Origin of the sequence: Ekhidna sp., assembly GCF_964218185.1 — a bacterium.
Classification (GTDB): domain Bacteria; phylum Bacteroidota; class Bacteroidia; order Cytophagales; family Cyclobacteriaceae; genus Ekhidna.
Window position 1 is genome coordinate 259,256 of the sequence record NZ_CAXPLV010000008.1, and the last position, 17,892, is coordinate 277,147.

The following is a 17,892-nucleotide window of genomic DNA, read 5'->3' on the forward strand; positions in this document are numbered from 1 at the left end:
TTAGATTTTAAATTAAACTCCCAAAAGGAGTCTGGTTGGGTCTTCGAGAAGTTGCTTCACTCTAACAAGGAAGCTTACAGATTCTCTTCCGTCAATAATTCTGTGATCATATGAAAGAGCTACGTACATCATTGGTCTTACTACCACCTCTCCATTTTCAACCACCGCTCGCTCAACAATATTGTGCATCCCTAAGATTGCAGATTGTGGTGCGTTGATGATTGGAGTGGACATCATAGATCCGAAGACACCACCATTGGTAATGGTAAACGTTCCTCCTTCCATTTCTTCAATACTCAACTTGTTATCCCTTGCTTTGGTCGCAAGTCGAATCACTTCTTTTTCTATCTGCACAAAGTTCATGGACTCTGCATTTCTAATCACTGGTACTACCAGACCCTTTGGCGCAGATACGGCGATGGAAATATCACAATAGTCACTAAAGACCATCTCATTTCCATCGATTTGAGCATTGACTGCAGGCCATTCCTGAAGTGCTACACAAACAGCCTTAGTGAAGAAAGACATAAAACCAAGTCCCACTTGGTGCTTCTCCTTAAACTCCTCCTTGTATTTCTTTCTCAAGTCCATGATTGGCTTCATGTTTACCTCGTTGAAGGTGGTCAACATAGCCGTCTCATTTTTCACAGAAACCAGTCTACGGGAAACAGTCTTTCTTAACGAGGACATCTTTTCTCTGTGCTGCTCTCTGCTTACCCCACCACTAAACGTAGGTGCTTCAAACTGAGGCTTGGCAGGCTTTTCGTCTGCAGATGACTTGACTGGTTGACTACTCTTTTGAGCTCCCATGGCATCTTCTTTAGTGATACGACCATCCTTGCCGGTACCTTTCACATCAGAAGCAGAGATTCCTTTTTCTTCCAAAATTTTTGCTGCAGCAGGTGATGCATGACCTGTCGCATAGGTCTCTTTGCTCTCACCAGAACCAGATGTTGATGAGCTTTCGGTTGATCCGCCTGAAGAAGCACTGGATGCTGGCGCACCTCCTTCCATCACTTCAATCTTGCAAATCAAAGCACCTATCTCCAACGTGTCGCCCTCTTGGGCCACAATCTGTAGTTTTCCCTGAGCTTCAGCTGTCAGATCAAAAGTGGCCTTGTCAGATTCAATTTCAGCAATGACCTCATCCAACTCCACAAAATCTCCATCCCTCTTGGCCCAGTTGGAAATTGTAACTTCCGTAATAGATTCACCTACAGCTGGCACTTTCATTTCCAGAACCTCTCCTGTAGTCTTTGCTTCAGAAGAGCCCGTTGGTGAGGATTCAGCTTTACTTTCTTCAGATGCACTGCTAGTGGAAGATCCTCCACCGGAGGCACGCTCGTCTATTTCGCAAAGAACCGCACCTATCTCAAGTGTGTCACCCTCTTGCGCTTTTATGCTAAGCTTTCCGGCTGCTTCGGCTGTTACTTCAAATGTGGCTTTATCAGACTCCAGTTCACAGATGACCTCATCCATTTCGACCATGTCTCCGTCGCTTTTTGTCCATGATGCTACGGTCACTTCAGTGATTGACTCACCTACCGCAGGAACTTTCATTTCAAGACTCATTTTCTTCTTGTTTAATTTTTTATGTTTTCAGCTATGCTGATTTATAATTCAAAAGCTTGCTTTACCAATCCTGCTTGCTCCTCCTTGTGAACTTTGGAGAAACCGGTGGCTGGAGAAGCACTAATTTTTCTCGACACTACTTCCAGATCCATATCTACACGCATGTTGATGAAACTCCATGCGCCCATATTCTTCGGCTCCTCCTGTACCCAAACCAATTTAGGGTTTTTGTATTTCTTCAAAATTGCATCGATCTGCTTCTGAGGCCATGGATAGATTTGCTCTATGCGCACAATGGCAACATCCTTTGCTTTCTTCTTTTTCTGCTCTTCTAAAAGATCAAAGTATACTTTACCTGAGCAGAACAATACTTTCTTCACATCCTTGTTTGTAGCATAGTCATCGCCAATTACTTCCTGGAATCTTCCGTCGGTGAAATCCTTCATTGGAGATACAACACCCGGATGTCTAAGTAATGATTTAGGTGAAAATACCACAGCAGGTTTTCTGAATTCCCATGTCACCTGTCTACGCATTAAGTGGAAAATATTTGCCGAAGTAGTCAGGTTCGCAATGATTATATTCTCACTCGCACACATTTGAAGGAATCGCTCCATGCGTGCACTTGAGTGCTCAGGGCCCTGCCCTTCATAACCATGAGGAAGAAGCATTACCAGGCCATTCATCCTTTGCCATTTGCTTTCAGCACTGGTTATGAACTGGTCGATCATAATCTGTGCCCCATTAGCAAAATCACCAAACTGCGCTTCCCAAATAACCAAAGCATTTGGAGTTGCCATCGCATAGCCATACTCGAAACCTAGTACTCCATACTCCGATAGAAGTGAGTTGTAAATTCTAAGGGGTTGTTGCTTTTCCTGAATATGATTTAGCCCACAATAGGGTTCATTGGTATTAGAGTCAAAGAAGTAAGCATGGCGATGAGAGAAGGTACCACGCTTTACATCCTGTCCGGACATTCTAACAATGGTGCCATCAGCAAGTAACGATCCATATGCAAGCAATTCTGCATCTGCCCAACCCAACTCCTTTTTCTCAAAGAAGCTTGCTTTCCTATCCTTCAATAATTTTTCAATCTGACGAAGCGGCTTGAATCCTTTAGGGACTTCTGTAATCGCCTTTGCCACCTTTTTAATCATCTCCTCCGTGATACTTGTATCAGGAGATTTGTCAAAATCTTTCTCATTCGACCTTCTCAGGTGATCCCACTCTTCCTCTATTTTTTGTGGCTTGTATGGAAGCGGGTGTTCCTTGATTTCGTTGAGTCGGTTTTGCAATTGATCTTTGAAATCTTTGTCCAACTTTTTAACAGCCGCATCATCCAAATCTCCCCGCTCAGTTAGATACTTCACGTAAACTTCTCGTGGATTCGGGTGTTTCGCAATTGCATTGTAGAGCTTTGGTTGAGTGAACTTCGGTTCATCGCTCTCATTGTGACCGTGCCTTCTGTAGCACAGCATATCGATGAAGATGTCCTTGTTGAATTTCTGCCGATATTCTACCGCCAGATTGGCACAGAAGTTTACTGCTTCTGCATCATCTCCATTTACGTGAAGAATGGGAGCATCCACAATTTTTGCCAGATCTGTACAATATATACTTGAGCGAGCGTCTGCAAAGTCAGTTGTAAAACCGACTTGATTGTTTATCACAAAGTGAATGGTGCCTCCTGTTTTATACCCCTCTAGAAGGGACATCTGCACACATTCATAAACTATACCTTGACCTGCGACAGCAGCATCTCCATGTATTAAAACTGGAATAGCTTTTCCTAGATCACCCTGGTACTCATCGTCAATTTGCGCTCGTGAATAACCTAAAACAACCGGATCAACTGCCTCTAGGTGAGACGGGTTGGGAGCAAGTTTTACATACATCTTCTTCCCAGCCTGGGTATCCATATGTGAGGAATATCCAAGGTGGTACTTCACATCACCATCGCCCATAGTCAGATCTACTTCCTGATTTCCCTCAAACTCACTAAAGATTTCCTCATAGGTTTTTCCCATGATATTCGCCAGCACATTCAGTCTTCCCCTGTGAGCCATTCCTATGACGATTTCCGCTGCATCCAGCTCTGCCGCTTTGTTGATGACCTTATCCAGTGCCGGAATCATATTTTCTCCACCCTCCAGTGAGAATCTTTTCTGACCAAGGAATTTGGTATGAAGGAAATTTTCGAATACTACTGCTTCATTAAGCTTGGAAAGAATTCTGTGCTTTTCATCTTTAGAAGGATTGATATTAGCACCCTCTTTCTCTACCTTGGTTTTGAACCACTCATGAATATCTGAGTCACGAACGTGGTTGTACTCAAATCCAATATGTCCTGCGTAAACCTTCTTAAGCTTATCTAAAATATTTTTAAGGGATGTCTTTCCCAGCCCTATTTCACTTCCAACTTCAAATTCCGTGTTAAGATCATTCTCAGACAGGTCATAATCTTTCAACTCAAGCTTTGTAGAATGAGGGCGTCTAGCTCTGACCGGGTTCGTGTTGGCAATAAGGTGAGCCCATGATCGATAACTATATATAAGGTTTCTTACAGCCGTTTCTTTAGGAGTGGCTATCTGCTGCCCGGCTCCATCTTCTCCATACTTTTCCTGAGCAAATTCAAATCCCTCGAAAAACTTTTTCCAGGATTCATCAATGCTAGCAGGGTCTTCTTTATATGCTTTGAATAGCTCATCTAGGTAATTTCCATGAGCATTGGCGATGTAGGAATATTTGTCCATATTCATTGTGTTCTGAAACAAAAGTAAGGGTTATTAAGTTTCTTTGAAAATTGTAAAATCGGGTAAGCAAATAAGCATATGTATTTATACTGATCATCACTATGTTATCTCTTTTTGAGTATCAATGAAATTAACTTTGTGAGGATGAGAATTTGATGCAAAATCAACTGACTTGTGGTGTCCAAGGTTTAATGAGAATAGAATGTCTGATTGAATCTTCTCACTAACAGAAAAATACGCTACATTTGCGCTCCATTTTTAAACTTTTGATGGACGAGTTCCATAAACAAAAAGAATTATGCCAGTAAAAATTAGACTAGCGCGTCGAGGACGCAAAAAACAAGCCATGTACGATGTAGTTGTGGCTGACAGCAGAGCACCACGAGATGGTCGCTTTATTGAGAAGATTGGTACTTATAATCCCAACACCGATCCCGCTACCATTGATTTGGATAACGACAAGGCGTTTGATTGGGTAATGAAAGGAGCTCAGGCTACAGATACTGTACGAGCTATGCTTTCTTACAGAGGTATTATGATGAAAAAGCACCTTCAGATTGGTGTGAACAAAGGTGCAATCACGCAGGAAGAGGCAGACAAAAAGCTTGAAGCTTGGATGAAAGACAAAGAGTCTAAGATTCAAGGCAAAGTGGATAAGCTTGCTAAAGAAAAAGCTGCGAAGAAGAAAGCCGCTCTTGAGGCTGAGAAGAAGGTAAGTGATGCTAGAGCTGAGGAGTTGAAGAAAAAAGCTCAAGAAGCTGAGGCTGCTTTAGTTGAAGAGATAAAAGAAGGTGGTGCCGAAGGTGACGAGGATGTAGCTGAAGATGTAGCTGAAGTAGAGGAAGCTCAGGCTGCTGTTGAAGCACCTGCGGAAGAGGCACAAGCAGAAGAGCCTAAGGCTGAGGCAAAGGAGGAAACTCCCGCTGAAGAAGCAAAAGAAGAAGACAAAAAAGAGGGTTAATCTGCTATGAGGCAGGATGATTGCTACCAACTAGGGGAAGTAATCAAGACCCATGGTCTTAACGGCGAAGTTGGCATCTCATTGGATGTAGACTTTCCAGACGAATATCAAAATTTGGAATCAGTTTTCCTTGAACAACAAGGGAAGCTGGTTCCTTTTTTTATTGATACGCTTCAAATCAATGGTGGTAAAGCGTTGGTGAAATTTGAGGATATTGAGACAGTTGATGATGCCCGGAATCTTTTGAAGGCCAAACTCTTTTTACCACTCTCTACACTCCCGTCACTTGAGGAAGGTCAGTACTATTTCCATGATCTGGTCGGTTGTGAAGTAGCCGAGGGACCCAAAAAGCTTGGAATTATCAAAGAGGTAATCGATTTAAATGGAAATCAACTTCTGTCCGTAGACTTAAACGGCAGAGAAATTTTAATTCCCCTTAAAGACGAGATCCTGACTCATGTTGATATTGCGGGAAAAAAAGTTGAAGTAAAACTCCCTGTAGGTCTTCTGGACATCTATAATGATTAACTTCATCTCATGAGGATCGACATCATCACTTGTCTGCCAGACCTTTTTGAAGGTCCCTTAACCCAAAGCATCGTGAAAAGGTCTATGGATAAAGGGTTGGTTGAGCTCGAGATTCACAATCTTCGTGATTATGCAACAAACAAGCACCTTAATGTAGACGATTACGCGTTTGGTGGTGGTGCTGGCATGGTCTTAATGATTGAACCTATTGATAAGTGTATTTCCGAGCTGAAGAGAAAAAGGGATTACGATGAAGTGATCTACCTAACCCCTGATGGAGAAACTTATAATCAATCAATTGCTAATCAGCTCTCACTTAAGGAGAATTTCATCTTGCTTTGTGGACACTATAAAGGAGTAGATCAGCGTGTTCGCGACCACTTGATTACCAAAGAAATAAGTATTGGGGATTATGTCTTGTCTGGTGGAGAATTAGCCGCAATGGTGCTCACGGATTCACTAATACGATTGGTTCCAGGCGTACTGAATGATGAGACTTCTGCATTGTCAGATTCTTTTCAGGACAACCTCCTCGCTCCCCCTGTTTACACTCGCCCAGCAGAGTACAAAGGCTGGAAAGTGCCTGACGTTCTTACCTCCGGGCATGAAGCCAACATCGAAACTTGGAGAAACGAGCAAGCCCTTAAAAGAACCGAAGAAAGAAGGCCTGATTTGCTCAGCTAATCCGTCAAATGGTAATTTAAAATACCCCTAAGTAGGTATTTCAATTGGCTTTGAGACTTCTTGTATTTGTAGTATAAAATTTACTACCATGAAGACTCTTTACAAATCAATCAAATTTTTAAGCCTTGTATTTGGGCTTACCGCACTGACTCTAATTACCAGCTGTGGTGGTGATAGCGATCCTGCACCTGCTGAAGTAGACCCATCCGATGCTGATGCATTAACAGGTGTTTTAGTCATTCCAGGAAGCCAGAATGTAGGTGGTCAGCCACCTGCTTCAAGTACCGACGCAGATGCTCCCAATGTATCAAACAATCAAACATCAGCAACTGTTGTTGCCGACAACACCCTTTACCTACCATTCAATTTTGAATCAGTCCAAGGATATGGAGGGTGCTATGTCCAAGTCAATGGAGCATCGAGCTATTTTGATATCCCTAGTGGCAATTCTTCTACAGATGGTCTGCTTGTAGTTCCAGTCGGAATTCCCGCAAGTGTACAAGAGGGAGATTTTTGTCTGACCTATTGCATCTATGACAACAGTGGCCGGGTGAGTAACTTACTCCAAACTTGCGTAACCGTAGGACCAATTCAGGAATGCCCTGCCTTTACAAGTGGAAGTGATGGTCTTACCATTGCTACCTATGATTTAGGAGATACACCAGGTACCGCATCTATCACCTATGATATGTTCTCTATTCAGGATAGAATCGATGTTTTCTACAATAATCAATGGATTGGTGGATCTGGCTCCAGCATAAGTAGCTCATCATTCCCTCCCGTAAGTAGCTGCGGCGATGGGCAAAATGGATATGTAAGTGGTACTGGCACAATTGATGTGAATTACAATCCATCTACAGCTAGAACGGTTACAGTCTATATGAGTGGCTGCATCGGCGGAGGTACCGCATGGAATTTGAATGTAAGCTGCCCTGAGTAAATCAACCTTCTCTTTAAAAGTCAAAAGCCCTCCAATGGAGGGCTTTTTGTATTTACCCCTAGAGGGGTATTTCTATTATTTGATTTAATGATGATCTTTATTGCAAAACCATAAAATCATTTACTAACCTAAACTTTACAACTATGGACATCAAATCAAAATTGAGGCTTTTTCAAATACTCACAGTAGTTCTAGCTCTTGGATTAATCTACATCGTGCATAACCAATTTAATAGTGAGTTTACGTACGATCGAATTGTTAAAAAGAAAGTTGATGATGCCTTTATTCAGCAAAGTGGTATAAGAAAAATTGGAGGAGAAATCGTCCCTTCTGCTGAATGTAAAGAGAAGTATCAACAATATTTAGATCGTAAAAAGAAAGACATCTTCTACGCAGTGGATAAGCAAACTCATGGATACTTTTTTGATATCGAATCATTTAGACAATTCTCCTATAAAGTCGATTCAATTTATCAATCAAACCCTGAAGGAATAGAAGGAGTAAGAGTATTCAAATGTGTAAATCAAATAGAAGACGAAAGGTACTATGATGCATTTATTGTAGCACAGCGATATGCTGACAGGGATAAATTTCATGGAGGCAATAAACTAATTGATGCCGTCGATGACTTCAATTTTGCTTTAAATACATCTTGGCCATGTCCAGACATGTGTAGTGGCGGATCATGAATACCCAATTTGCAATAGCATATGCTTCGACATTATCGTCGCTAATTCCTTTATTTTTCATTAGAAAGAAACTAATTGACTCTGGAGTTAAGTTCATAATCGTACTTGTGATTGTTTCGTTTCTTTCCGATGCAATTATGTTTCTTCTAATGAAAAATGGAATCAGAAACCTATATCTTGCTCACGTATATGGCCTGACAGAAGTAATTCTTTTATCCGCTTACTTCATCCGAGTGCTTAAAATCAACCAGATTATTTTCAAATCTGTGGTGATAGTTTATTTGATTGCCTACGTTGTAGATTCTTTTCTTATTACAGGATATAACAGCTTCAATGGGGTTTTACGCTTATTAGAAAGCTTTTTATTCATGGCTTTCTGCTTGAGTTATTACTTTAAACTTTATTCTCAAGAAAATATATTCTTTCTTGAAAGGTCAATGAGCTTTTGGATTGTAACTGCCGTGTTTACCTTCTTTTGCGGCGCCTTTTTTTCATTTCTATTAGGAGATATTATCCTATCATCTTCTTCAAGTTGGGCATTCCATAACATGGCGAACGTATTGAAAAATATCATTTTTGCCATTGGTTTTTTCGTAGGAGCGAAAAAAAATAATTACCAAAATGGATAATGATACCTTCTTATTGATTGGTTCAACAGGCATGCTACTGCTTGCATTTTCCATTGTCTTTTTCATTTACCTATATCAACGAAAGCTTATAAAAAAGAATCTTGAGAATCAACAAATCAAAGACCTCCTCCAAGAGCAAGAAACCAAAACCACCTATGCGTTGCTGGAAGGTCAGGACAAGGAACGAAAAAGAATTGCTGCTGAATTGCATGATAGTCTTGGAAGTATTTTGGTGACGCTTAATATGTATGCCGACACATTGATCTCCAAGAAACCTGAAGAGATGGAAAAACTTGCTAAGAAAATCAGTGAAACTGCCCAGTTAGCCAATGAGGAAACTAGAAAGATATCTCACAGCCTTGATTCCGGCATGCTTAAGCATTTTGGATTAGAAGCTGCGATTCATCAACTTTCTGAAGCTGTCAGCGCTGCTAGAAATATTAAGTTTGAAGTGAACATCCAACTGCATGATGCCCTTTCCACCGAAACAAGTCTGGAGGTTTATAGAATCATACAAGAGCTGGTAAATAATACATTAAAACACGCACAATGCTCAACAATAAGACTGGACCTTACTCACATAAAAGGTTCACTGAATCTAATATTTGAGGACAATGGAATTGGTTTCAAAAAAGAAGAAATCCAATTTGGGATGGGACTTAAGAATATTGAAAATCGTGTGAACAAGCTCGACGGAGAGTTAACCATTGACTCGAGTCCTGAGAAAGGAAGTGCTTTCATTGTAGAAATTTCGACTGTATGAGTTCGGTAAAAATATTAATCGCAGATGATCACCAGATAGTCCTTGATGGACTTAAAATGGTTCTTAGTGCCCGAGAAGATTTTGAAGTTGTCGGTGAGGCGTCCAATGGATTGGAAGTCCTTGATTTTGTCACAAAAAATAGGGTGGACATAGTAGTGCTGGACATAAATATGCCGGGGATGGATGGTATTAAGTGCGCCAGAAAGATCAAAACAGATTATCCCAACATCAAAGTCATCATTCTTACCATGTATGCACAAAAGTCTTTCATTGAAGAGATTGTGAAAATAGGGATCGACGGGTGTCTGCTAAAAAACAATACAGGAAAAGAACTATCAGATGCAATTGCGCGTGTTCACAGTGGAAAATCATACTATGATCAAATCCAAAACTTCAGTAAGGATGATAAAGAACTCAAAGAATATTCACTTAGCGAACGAGAAATTGAGATCATCAGAAAGCTTGGCGATGGGTTGACAAGCTCACAAATTGCCGATGCGCTTTTCATATCGGAACATACGGTAAAGACCCACAGAAAGAACATTCTCAAAAAGCTAAATTTGCATAGTAGCTCTGAGCTAATTCAATATGCGCTCAATAATGGAATTATTTAATTCAATATCTTTTTTTCCGATACTTATTTCTATATTTGCACTCCTTTTTCAAAACACTCATCAAGGAGTATAGAAATGAGCACAGAATTATTGAACGTAGTAGCGGAAGAATATAAAGACATCAGAGCTAAGTATCCTTCATTTGGCCCAGGTGATACCATCAACGTACACTATAAAATTAAAGAAGGTAACAAAGAGCGTGTGCAGCAGTTCCAGGGAACTGTAATGTCTATCAACAATAGAAACACAAACGGTGAAACTTTCACTGTAAGAAAAGTTTCTGGTGATATCGCTGTAGAAAGAATCTTCCCCATCCTTACTCCTAACCTGGAAAAGGTAGAGGTACTAAGACAAGGAAAAGTAAGAAGAGCAAAGCTTTATTACTTGCGAGGTAGGAAAGGAAAAGCGGCTCGAATCAAAGAGAAGCTTACCAAAAAATAAAATTAACATCCCTACCAGTCGGTGGGGATTTTTTTTGCTCTTTATCCGTTTAACTTAGTCACATGAAGTTAAACTTCTCAAAATATCAAGGTACCGGCAATGACTTCATCTTAATAGATGACAGGAATGAAGTTTTTCCTCAAGATTCTAATATCATAGCAAAGCTATGTGATCGCAGGTATGGGATTGGTGCCGATGGCTTAATCCTAATCCAGAATCACAAGGAGCTTGATTACAAAATGATCTATTTCAATTCTGACGGCTCCCAAAGCCTTTGTGGAAATGGATCTCGCTGTGGATTTGCATTTGCCCAATCAATAGGAATGGTTAGTGATAGTGCGATTTTTGAAACCACGGACGGAACTCACCAGATTAAACAAGAAAATGACATAATTCACTTCCAATTGTTTGATGTTTCTCAATTCGACGAACTAAACAGTAAGGAATGGTACATAAATACAGGTTCTCCTCACCACATTGTCATTTCTAAAAATGTAGATAACCTGGAAATTGTCTCGGAGGGAAGGAAAATCCGCAATCTCCCATCCTATTCCAGCCAAAATGGCACGAATGTGAACTTTGCACAGCTTTTGCAAGACAAAGTGAAAATCAGAACTTATGAAAGAGGTGTAGAAGATGAAACACTGAGCTGCGGGACAGGCGCAACAGCTGTTGGCCTTATGGCAGGAAAACTAGGATATAAAAGTCCTGTTCATATCCAAACCATGGGCGGAGATCTTAGCGTATCATTTCAGCAGAACGGAGATACTTTCACCAACATATGGCTGGCTGGGCCTGCAAAAAAAGTGTTTGAAGGAAGTGTAACAATCTGATCACTCTTACATTAAACCATTATAACTTTAAGCCCTTATAAAAGGCAGAATTTTTAAAGAACTTAATAGCCAAAACCGCTAGGTCAAGGCTTTAAAAATAATTTTTTTCAATGCTAGACTCGATTACGAAGGGATTCGCCAAAATTTTTGGAACGAAAACAGAAAAAGACCTTAAGGAACTCACCCCATATGTCGGACTGATCAATGCAGAGTATGACAAACTGCGTAATATTTCAGATGATGAGCTTCGAGGAAAAACAACTGAGCTAAAGTCAATTATTAAGGATCGACTGAAAGACATTGATGATCAGATCGAAGCACTTCACAAACAGGTAGAAGGCGATAAATCACTTGACGTTCACCAAAAAGAAGACATCTTCGCTCAGATAGATAAACTCGAAAGCGACAGAGATGAAGAGTTGGAAAAAGTGCTGATGGAAATCCTACCTATGGGGTTTGCTGTAGTGAAGGAAACCGCTCGAAGATTTGCAGAAAATGAAAAAATAGTTGTGCAGGCTACTCAGCATGACAAAGAAATTGCAGCCAAAAAATCGAATGTTGAAATAAATGGAGATACTGCCACTTGGAAAAACAGATGGCTTGCTGCTGGCAATGAAGTGGTTTGGAACATGGTGCATTACGATGTGCAGCTTATAGGAGGCGTGGTTCTCCACCAGGGAAAAATTGCAGAGATGCAAACTGGAGAGGGAAAAACATTGGTTGCTACTCTCCCAGCCTACCTCAACGCCCTTGCTGAGCGAGGCGTCCACATTGTAACGGTAAACGACTACCTAGCGAGACGAGATGCAGAGTGGAATGCTCCCATTTTCGAATTCCACGGTTTGAGAATCGACTGCATCGACAATCACCAGCCAAACTCTGCTGAAAGAAGAAACGCATACCTGGCAGATATCACCTATGGCACCAACAATGAATTTGGCTTTGACTACCTGAGGGACAATATGTCCAGAAGCCCGGAAGAGTTGGTTCAAAAGAAACACCATTATGCAATGGTGGATGAAGTTGATTCCGTTTTGATTGATGATGCCAGAACTCCGCTAATCATTTCTGGACCCATCCCAAAAGGTGACGAGCATGAGTTTTATGATCTTAAACCTAGAATTCAGCGACTGGTTGATGCGCAGCGTAAGTTGGTAGGTGACTACCTGAATGAAGCCAAAAAGCTAATCAAGGAAGGTAATGAAGCAGAAGCAGGGCTTCCATTATTCAGAGCATTCCGAGGCTTACCAAAAAACAAACCTCTCATCAAGTTTATGAGTGAGACAGGGGTTAAGCAAATCCTTCAAAAGACTGAAAATATTTACCTCGCAGACAATCAAAAGCGAATGCCAGAGGCTGATGAGCCGCTCTACTTTACCATTGATGAAAAGATCAATAGTATAGATCTTACCGAAAAAGGTATTGATTTGATCACCGGAGAAGGTGAAGATGCGAACTTTTTCATTCTTCCTGATATTGGAGATGAAATTGCTCAACTGGAAAAAGATGAGACCATTTCTGAAAGTGAAAAACTTCAGAAAAAGGAATCAATTATTCGGGATTATAACATAAAAGGTCAGCGAATACACTCTGTAAACCAGCTTTTAAAAGCATACTGCATGTATGAAAAGGACACGGAGTATGTAGTGATGGATGCCAAGGTTAAAATCGTAGATGAGCAGACTGGTCGTATCATGGAAGGCCGCCGATACTCGGATGGACTACACCAGGCCATTGAAGCGAAGGAGAATGTGAAGGTTGAGGATGCTACTCAGACCTATGCTACCATAACACTCCAAAACTACTTCCGTATGTACCACAAACTGGCAGGTATGACAGGAACAGCTGAAACGGAAGCAGGTGAGTTCTGGGACATCTATAAACTCGATGTAGTGGTGATCCCAACTAACCGCCCTATTGCCAGAAAAGACGAAAACGATAAGGTTTACAAAACCATCCGTGAGAAATTTAATGCCGTAGCTGAAGAGGTTGTGGAATTAACTCAAGCGGGTAGGCCTGTGCTGGTGGGTACCACATCCGTTGAAATCTCTGAGCTCCTGAGTAGGATGCTCAAAATGCGGAACATCAATCATCAGGTATTGAATGCTAAACAACACGCCCGAGAGGCAGATGTGGTGGCCGAAGCTGGAAAGCCTGGAGCAGTGACTATTGCCACCAACATGGCTGGTCGTGGTACGGATATCAAGCTCACGCCCGAAGTAAAAGAAGCAGGTGGATTGGCGATTATCGGCACGGAAAGACACGAATCAAGACGAGTAGACAGGCAGCTGAGAGGAAGATCTGGTCGTCAGGGTGATCCAGGATCATCTCAATTCTACGTTTCATTGGAAGACAATCTGATGAGACTCTTCATGTCTGACCGTGTGGCTAAAATCATGGATAGACTTGGACTGCAGGAGGGCGAAGTGATTCAGCACTCCATGATTACAAAATCTATTGAAAGAGCACAGCGAAAAGTAGAAGAAAACAACTTTGCCATTCGTAAAAACCTCCTCGAGTATGACGATGTAATGAACAGTCAGCGGGAGGTAATCTACAAGCGAAGAAGAAACGCTTTATACGGCGAGCGCCTAGAACTCGACATCTTAAACATGCTCCTCGAAACATGTGAGGACATCATCTTCAATGCTAAAGGTCAAAATGATCTGGACAGCTTAAAGCTCAATGCCATCTCAATTCTTGGACTCGATTTCCACATAACCCAAGAGGAGCTCGAAAAAGGTGATGAGAGTATGCTGGCTGAACGATTATATGAGGAGGCACTCAAAAATTATCAGCAAAAAAATCAGCACATAAAAGATAAAGCACTCCCTATTCTAAAGCAGCTAAACCTTACACGAGGTGCAACACTGGAGAATGTACTGGTACCATTTACCGACGGGAAAAAGCAAATTGGAACTTCTGTAAATCTGAAAAGAGCAGTAGAAACTGATGCGCAAGAAGTGATACTGGAAATGGAAAAGATGATCGCTCTGGCGACCATTGACCTACTCTGGAAGGAACACTTACGAGACATGGATGATCTTCGTCAAAGTGTACGAAATGCTCAGTACGAGCAGAAAGATCCATTGTTGATTTATAAGTTTGAGGGTTTTGAAATGTTTAAGCGCTTTGTGGGTAAAGTCAATGAAGAGACCATTTCTTTCCTCATGAAAGCAGAAATCCCTGTAGAGCAGGCTGACGATGTGCAGGCCGCCCAGCAGCAACGAACTGCTAGAAATTATAAAGAGCAAAAAGAGGAAAGTAGGTCTGCGCTGGCAGGTCCTCAAGGAGGAAATCGTCCACCGGTACAGCAGCAAACACAACCCGTACAATCGCAAAAAATTGCCAGCAGAAATCAGCGGGTGAATGTGCAATATGCTGATGGGTCTGTGAAAAAAGACGTGAAATACAAGACAGTTGAAGACGACATCAAAAACAACAGATGCGTATTAATAGACTAGCAATATTGATCCTTTTGGTTGGTTGTAAGGCTGCCACACTCACATCAACGAGCAAATATTCAGAAGACCTGAGTATACACAGACCTGTGATGATGGATGAAATGAAAGAGGATAATCGTCTTGAGAAGAAAACCTTGGAAGAGGCTTATACTCCCCTGACCGGGCACATCAAAAATGAATTGGACAGCATCGCTAGGGTTGCCTATGCTGAGAATAAAGCCGGGAAATATGTGGATGGCTATGTAATCCAGGTGTACTCGGGAAGTAGTCGGGAAGAAGCCAACAACACAAGATCAAGGATGTATGAGCTCTTCCCGGAATTAGAACCTAAAGTATCTTATCACCAGCCAAATTTTAGGGTGAAGGCAGGCCGGTTTACTGATCGGCTAAAAGCCAATCGCATCCATGAACAAGTGAAAAAAGATTTCCCAAGAGCCTTATTAATTCCGGATCGGTTTCTGCAAAAATATGAGTGACCTGATTCAACAAATAAAGTCACTATCTGAATCTTATTTTGAGGAAATTCTTGAAATCAGGAGGCACATCCATGCCAATCCAGAGCTGTCATTTCAAGAGCACAATACTGCTCAGTTCATCGAGTCTAAGCTGCATGAATTTGGCATCACCAACACCCAAAGGATAGCTGAAACAGGAGTTACGTTTTGTCTCGAAGGAAAGGAAAAAGGCAAGACAATTGCTCTAAGAGCTGATATAGATGCCCTCCCAATCACAGAGGCAAACGATGTGACTTACAAATCACAAAATGAAGGTGTGATGCATGCGTGTGGTCACGATGTACATACGTCGAATTTACTGGGTGTTGCTAAAATTTTATCTCAACTAACCGATCAATTTAGTGGTACGGTTAAGTTTATATTCCAACCTGCGGAAGAAAAATCACCTGGTGGTGCCTCCATCTTGATTAAGGAGGGAATCTTAAAGAATCCGACACCAGAAAAAATCCTGGGTCAGCATGTGATGCCACTAATCCCTGAGGGAAAAGTAGGATTTCGTCCAGGTAAATACATGGCAAGTGCCGATGAAGTGTATCTAACCGTAAAAGGAAAAGGTGGACATGCAGCCATGCCCGAAACATTTGTTGATCCCATTGCCATTGCCAGCCAAATTATCGTTTCGCTTCAGCAGGTTGTCAGCAGGATGGCCAATCCAAAGATTCCATCTGTGCTTTCGTTTGGTAAAATAGCAGGAGGAAATGTAAACAATGTGATCCCAGACGAGGTGAAAATTGATGGAACATTCAGAACATTCGATGAAGAATGGCGAAAAAAAGCGCTTCAAAAGATCAAAGACATTTCTACTTCCATCGCCAGTTCAATGGGAGGATCTTGTGAAGTACACATTGCATCAGGATATCCATTTCTGGTTAATGATGATGACTATACCTTGAAAAATATAGCTGCAGCCAAAGCATACATGGGCGAGAAGAACGTGGTGGAATTAGACCTTTGGATGGCTGCTGAGGATTTCGCCTTTTATACTCATGAGGTACCAGGATGCTTTTATCGTCTGGGCACTAGAAATGAGGATAAGGGAATCGTCTCAGGAGTCCACACGCCTACTTTCAACATAGATGAGAATGCACTGAAAACAGGCATGGGACTCATGGCCTACCTGGCCATTCATGAGCTAAACTCCTAGTTCTAAAGGGCAATTTCTGTCTGAAACCTGAAAATCAAATACTCGGTGGTAGAACCTGGAAAGGTCTGGTAGCTAATGTCACTTTGGAATTTCAGATCATGACCAGAAATATATCGTGACAATCCAAGAGTGTACTCTTTCTGATCATTAAACACCAGCTGCGTGCTCTCAGCATCTATAGTCGTAAACCGACCAGCTATTTCCCAATTGGAAGGGAACAAATAGCCTGCCTGAAAAACGAAACCTGTACCAGTTCCATATAAGTCGGCATTGTTTCCTGCCGAGCGAATTACAAACTCAGACATTGATGAGAATCCATTGTACTTAAACATCATATCAGCAATGAAGGATGTTAAGTCGGTTGGCAAATAATCTCGATCTGTATCTGGTAATTTTACAAAATCACCGAGATTCCCACGTTCTCGAACGGCATTTGTATTAAGGTCTCCAGTGATACCGATTGATAGCTTCGGGGTAGGCTCTCTTTTCAAATCTGACCCAAAGTAGTCCCCTTTCCCTGTGAAGGATCCCATTGGAAGGAACTCTAACCTTCCCGTGATTTGGTATCCCTCAGACGGATTTCTGTCGGTTACATTCCTACCTTGCCCCATAGAGATCGCCAAAATCTGCCTAAACTTATCTCCGGCACTTTTGTGCCTAAGCTGAATTCCGACATCCCGATCAAGGTTGAATCTGGAATTCACCAAACTTCGATCTACAAATTGAAGATTCTGTGAAGAAATTACCCGCTCCCTATTGCCTGGCAGCTTGGTCTGTCCCCACCACACATGCCAATTCTCAGCAAAATTCCATTTTACCACCGCATCCAAAACAATGTTGGCGGTATTGCCTGACTCTATATTATGCCCGCTTCGCTGATCCCTGTTCGAAACCGCTAACTCTAGTTTGTATACAATCTTTGGATCTATAGCCCATCCGTCAAACTTCAATCGAGTTCTTCGCACCAACAGTGCATCCTCATATACATCTGTATTCAGGTTATATCTTCCATCATACAGTGTTTGAAATCTGAAGCCGAATTTGAAAGCAAAAGTGGAGTCGCTGGCAACAAAGCTCAGGCGCTTGCCCCATGTGCTCGATGTTTCGTCTTGAGCTCGCGTGCCAAACGCACCCAACATCAGTAGAAAGAGTAAATATTTAGAAAATTTCATGTTTTTTTAATGATCCCTTCAATTCAGCCGCAATGTTAGAGCTTTAATGTTATTCAATTATTTCCCCTATGTTAAATAGTTAACAGTACGTTAACATTGCCTAAACCAAGAATTCGGGTTCATCGCCATACTCAGCGCTTCTAAAATCAACACCTATACAACACAATTTCTTAACATACACGAAACA

Annotated in this window: 16 protein-coding genes; 13 read left to right on the forward strand and 3 right to left on the reverse strand. The window is 41.5% G+C overall.

The features are described 5' to 3' along the window. Nucleotides 1-12: 12 nt before the first annotated feature. Nucleotides 13-1,572, reverse strand: coding sequence for a 2-oxoglutarate dehydrogenase complex dihydrolipoyllysine-residue succinyltransferase (gene odhB, locus ACEQZT_RS13875; protein ID WP_370090050.1), 1,560 nt, complete (start codon nucleotides 1,570-1,572; stop codon nucleotides 13-15). 41 nt (nucleotides 1,573-1,613) lie between these two features. Next, on the reverse strand, nucleotides 1,614-4,328 hold the full coding sequence (locus tag ACEQZT_RS13880; protein WP_370090051.1) for a 2-oxoglutarate dehydrogenase E1 component: 2,715 nt from the start codon (nucleotides 4,326-4,328) through the stop codon (nucleotides 1,614-1,616). 298 nt (nucleotides 4,329-4,626) lie between these two features. Here ACEQZT_RS13880 and ACEQZT_RS13885 point away from each other — a divergent pair, with 298 nt between their 5' ends. From ACEQZT_RS13885 to ACEQZT_RS13945, 13 genes are all read left to right on the forward strand, one after another. After that, on the forward strand, nucleotides 4,627-5,289 hold the full coding sequence (locus tag ACEQZT_RS13885) for a 30S ribosomal protein S16 (protein ID WP_370090052.1): 663 nt from the start codon (nucleotides 4,627-4,629) through the stop codon (nucleotides 5,287-5,289). Between the two features lie 6 nt (nucleotides 5,290-5,295). Continuing rightward, on the forward strand, nucleotides 5,296-5,817 hold the full coding sequence (gene rimM, locus ACEQZT_RS13890; RefSeq protein WP_370090053.1) for a ribosome maturation factor RimM: 522 nt from the start codon (nucleotides 5,296-5,298) through the stop codon (nucleotides 5,815-5,817). Nucleotides 5,818-5,826: 9 nt separating this feature from the next. Continuing rightward, nucleotides 5,827-6,501, forward strand: a complete 675-nt coding sequence (gene trmD, locus ACEQZT_RS13895) for a tRNA (guanosine(37)-N1)-methyltransferase TrmD (RefSeq protein WP_370090054.1) — start codon at nucleotides 5,827-5,829, stop codon at nucleotides 6,499-6,501. Nucleotides 6,502-6,589: 88 nt separating this feature from the next. Further along, nucleotides 6,590-7,441 (forward strand): hypothetical protein, encoded by an 852-nt coding sequence (locus tag ACEQZT_RS13900; RefSeq protein WP_370090055.1) that lies wholly within the window; start codon nucleotides 6,590-6,592, stop codon nucleotides 7,439-7,441. 143 nt (nucleotides 7,442-7,584) lie between these two features. Continuing rightward, nucleotides 7,585-8,130: a hypothetical protein gene (locus ACEQZT_RS13905; protein WP_370090056.1), complete on the forward strand. Its 546-nt coding sequence runs from the start codon at nucleotides 7,585-7,587 to the stop codon at nucleotides 8,128-8,130. A gap of 149 nt (nucleotides 8,131-8,279) precedes the next feature. Further along, nucleotides 8,280-8,759 carry a hypothetical protein gene (locus tag ACEQZT_RS13910; RefSeq protein ID WP_370090057.1) on the forward strand — a complete coding sequence of 160 codons (480 nt, stop codon included), beginning with the start codon at nucleotides 8,280-8,282 and terminating at the stop codon, nucleotides 8,757-8,759. Continuing rightward, nucleotides 8,752-9,522, forward strand: coding sequence for a sensor histidine kinase (locus ACEQZT_RS13915; protein ID WP_370090058.1), 771 nt, complete (start codon nucleotides 8,752-8,754; stop codon nucleotides 9,520-9,522). The genes ACEQZT_RS13910 and ACEQZT_RS13915 overlap by 8 nt, the downstream gene beginning before the upstream one ends. Then, nucleotides 9,519-10,136: a response regulator gene (locus tag ACEQZT_RS13920; RefSeq protein ID WP_370090059.1), complete on the forward strand. Its 618-nt coding sequence runs from the start codon at nucleotides 9,519-9,521 to the stop codon at nucleotides 10,134-10,136. Before ACEQZT_RS13915 ends, ACEQZT_RS13920 begins: the two co-directional genes overlap by 4 nt. A 75-nt stretch (nucleotides 10,137-10,211) precedes the next feature. Next, nucleotides 10,212-10,577 carry a 50S ribosomal protein L19 gene (rplS, locus tag ACEQZT_RS13925; protein ID WP_370090060.1) on the forward strand — a complete coding sequence of 122 codons (366 nt, stop codon included), beginning with the start codon at nucleotides 10,212-10,214 and terminating at the stop codon, nucleotides 10,575-10,577. Between the two features lie 62 nt (nucleotides 10,578-10,639). After that, nucleotides 10,640-11,410, forward strand: a complete 771-nt coding sequence (dapF, locus tag ACEQZT_RS13930) for a diaminopimelate epimerase (RefSeq protein ID WP_370090061.1) — start codon at nucleotides 10,640-10,642, stop codon at nucleotides 11,408-11,410. Nucleotides 11,411-11,520: 110 nt separating this feature from the next. Then, nucleotides 11,521-14,874 (forward strand): preprotein translocase subunit SecA, encoded by a 3,354-nt coding sequence (gene secA, locus ACEQZT_RS13935; RefSeq protein WP_370090062.1) that lies wholly within the window; start codon nucleotides 11,521-11,523, stop codon nucleotides 14,872-14,874. Then, entirely contained in the window at nucleotides 14,856-15,350 is a 495-nt protein-coding gene (locus tag ACEQZT_RS13940) for an SPOR domain-containing protein (protein ID WP_370090063.1), read from the forward strand. The genes secA and ACEQZT_RS13940 overlap by 19 nt, the downstream gene beginning before the upstream one ends. Next, nucleotides 15,343-16,533, forward strand: a complete 1,191-nt coding sequence (locus ACEQZT_RS13945) for a M20 family metallopeptidase (protein ID WP_370090064.1) — start codon at nucleotides 15,343-15,345, stop codon at nucleotides 16,531-16,533. The genes ACEQZT_RS13940 and ACEQZT_RS13945 overlap by 8 nt, the downstream gene beginning before the upstream one ends. A gap of 2 nt (nucleotides 16,534-16,535) precedes the next feature. Here ACEQZT_RS13945 and ACEQZT_RS13950 read toward each other — a convergent pair whose 3' ends face one another. Then, the gene (locus ACEQZT_RS13950) at nucleotides 16,536-17,705 is read right to left on the reverse strand and encodes a porin (RefSeq protein ID WP_370090065.1); all 1,170 of its coding nucleotides are present in this window, start codon (nucleotides 17,703-17,705) and stop codon (nucleotides 16,536-16,538) included. Nucleotides 17,706-17,892 lie beyond the last annotated feature (187 nt).

Bases quoted from the DNA above. Each gene is read 5' to 3' on its own strand.
- secA (WP_370090062.1), top strand. From the start codon at position 11,521: ATGCTAGACTCGATTACGAAGGGATTCGCCAAAATTTTTGGAACGAAA.
- ACEQZT_RS13945 (WP_370090064.1), top strand. From the start codon at position 15,343: ATGAGTGACCTGATTCAACAAATAAAGTCACTATCTGAATCTTATTTT.
- ACEQZT_RS13915 (WP_370090058.1), top strand. From the start codon at position 8,752: ATGGATAATGATACCTTCTTATTGATTGGTTCAACAGGCATGCTACTG.
- rimM (WP_370090053.1), top strand. From the start codon at position 5,296: ATGAGGCAGGATGATTGCTACCAACTAGGGGAAGTAATCAAGACCCAT.
- ACEQZT_RS13905 (WP_370090056.1), top strand. From the start codon at position 7,585: ATGGACATCAAATCAAAATTGAGGCTTTTTCAAATACTCACAGTAGTT.
- odhB (WP_370090050.1), bottom strand. From the start codon at position 1,572: ATGAGTCTTGAAATGAAAGTTCCTGCGGTAGGTGAGTCAATCACTGAA.
- ACEQZT_RS13885 (WP_370090052.1), top strand. From the start codon at position 4,627: ATGCCAGTAAAAATTAGACTAGCGCGTCGAGGACGCAAAAAACAAGCC.
- dapF (WP_370090061.1), top strand. From the start codon at position 10,640: ATGAAGTTAAACTTCTCAAAATATCAAGGTACCGGCAATGACTTCATC.
- ACEQZT_RS13950 (WP_370090065.1), bottom strand. From the start codon at position 17,705: ATGAAATTTTCTAAATATTTACTCTTTCTACTGATGTTGGGTGCGTTT.
- ACEQZT_RS13940 (WP_370090063.1), top strand. From the start codon at position 14,856: ATGCGTATTAATAGACTAGCAATATTGATCCTTTTGGTTGGTTGTAAG.
- rplS (WP_370090060.1), top strand. From the start codon at position 10,212: ATGAGCACAGAATTATTGAACGTAGTAGCGGAAGAATATAAAGACATC.
- ACEQZT_RS13900 (WP_370090055.1), top strand. From the start codon at position 6,590: ATGAAGACTCTTTACAAATCAATCAAATTTTTAAGCCTTGTATTTGGG.
- ACEQZT_RS13880 (WP_370090051.1), bottom strand. From the start codon at position 4,328: ATGGACAAATATTCCTACATCGCCAATGCTCATGGAAATTACCTAGAT.
- trmD (WP_370090054.1), top strand. From the start codon at position 5,827: ATGAGGATCGACATCATCACTTGTCTGCCAGACCTTTTTGAAGGTCCC.
- ACEQZT_RS13910 (WP_370090057.1), top strand. From the start codon at position 8,280: ATGAAAAATGGAATCAGAAACCTATATCTTGCTCACGTATATGGCCTG.
- ACEQZT_RS13920 (WP_370090059.1), top strand. From the start codon at position 9,519: ATGAGTTCGGTAAAAATATTAATCGCAGATGATCACCAGATAGTCCTT.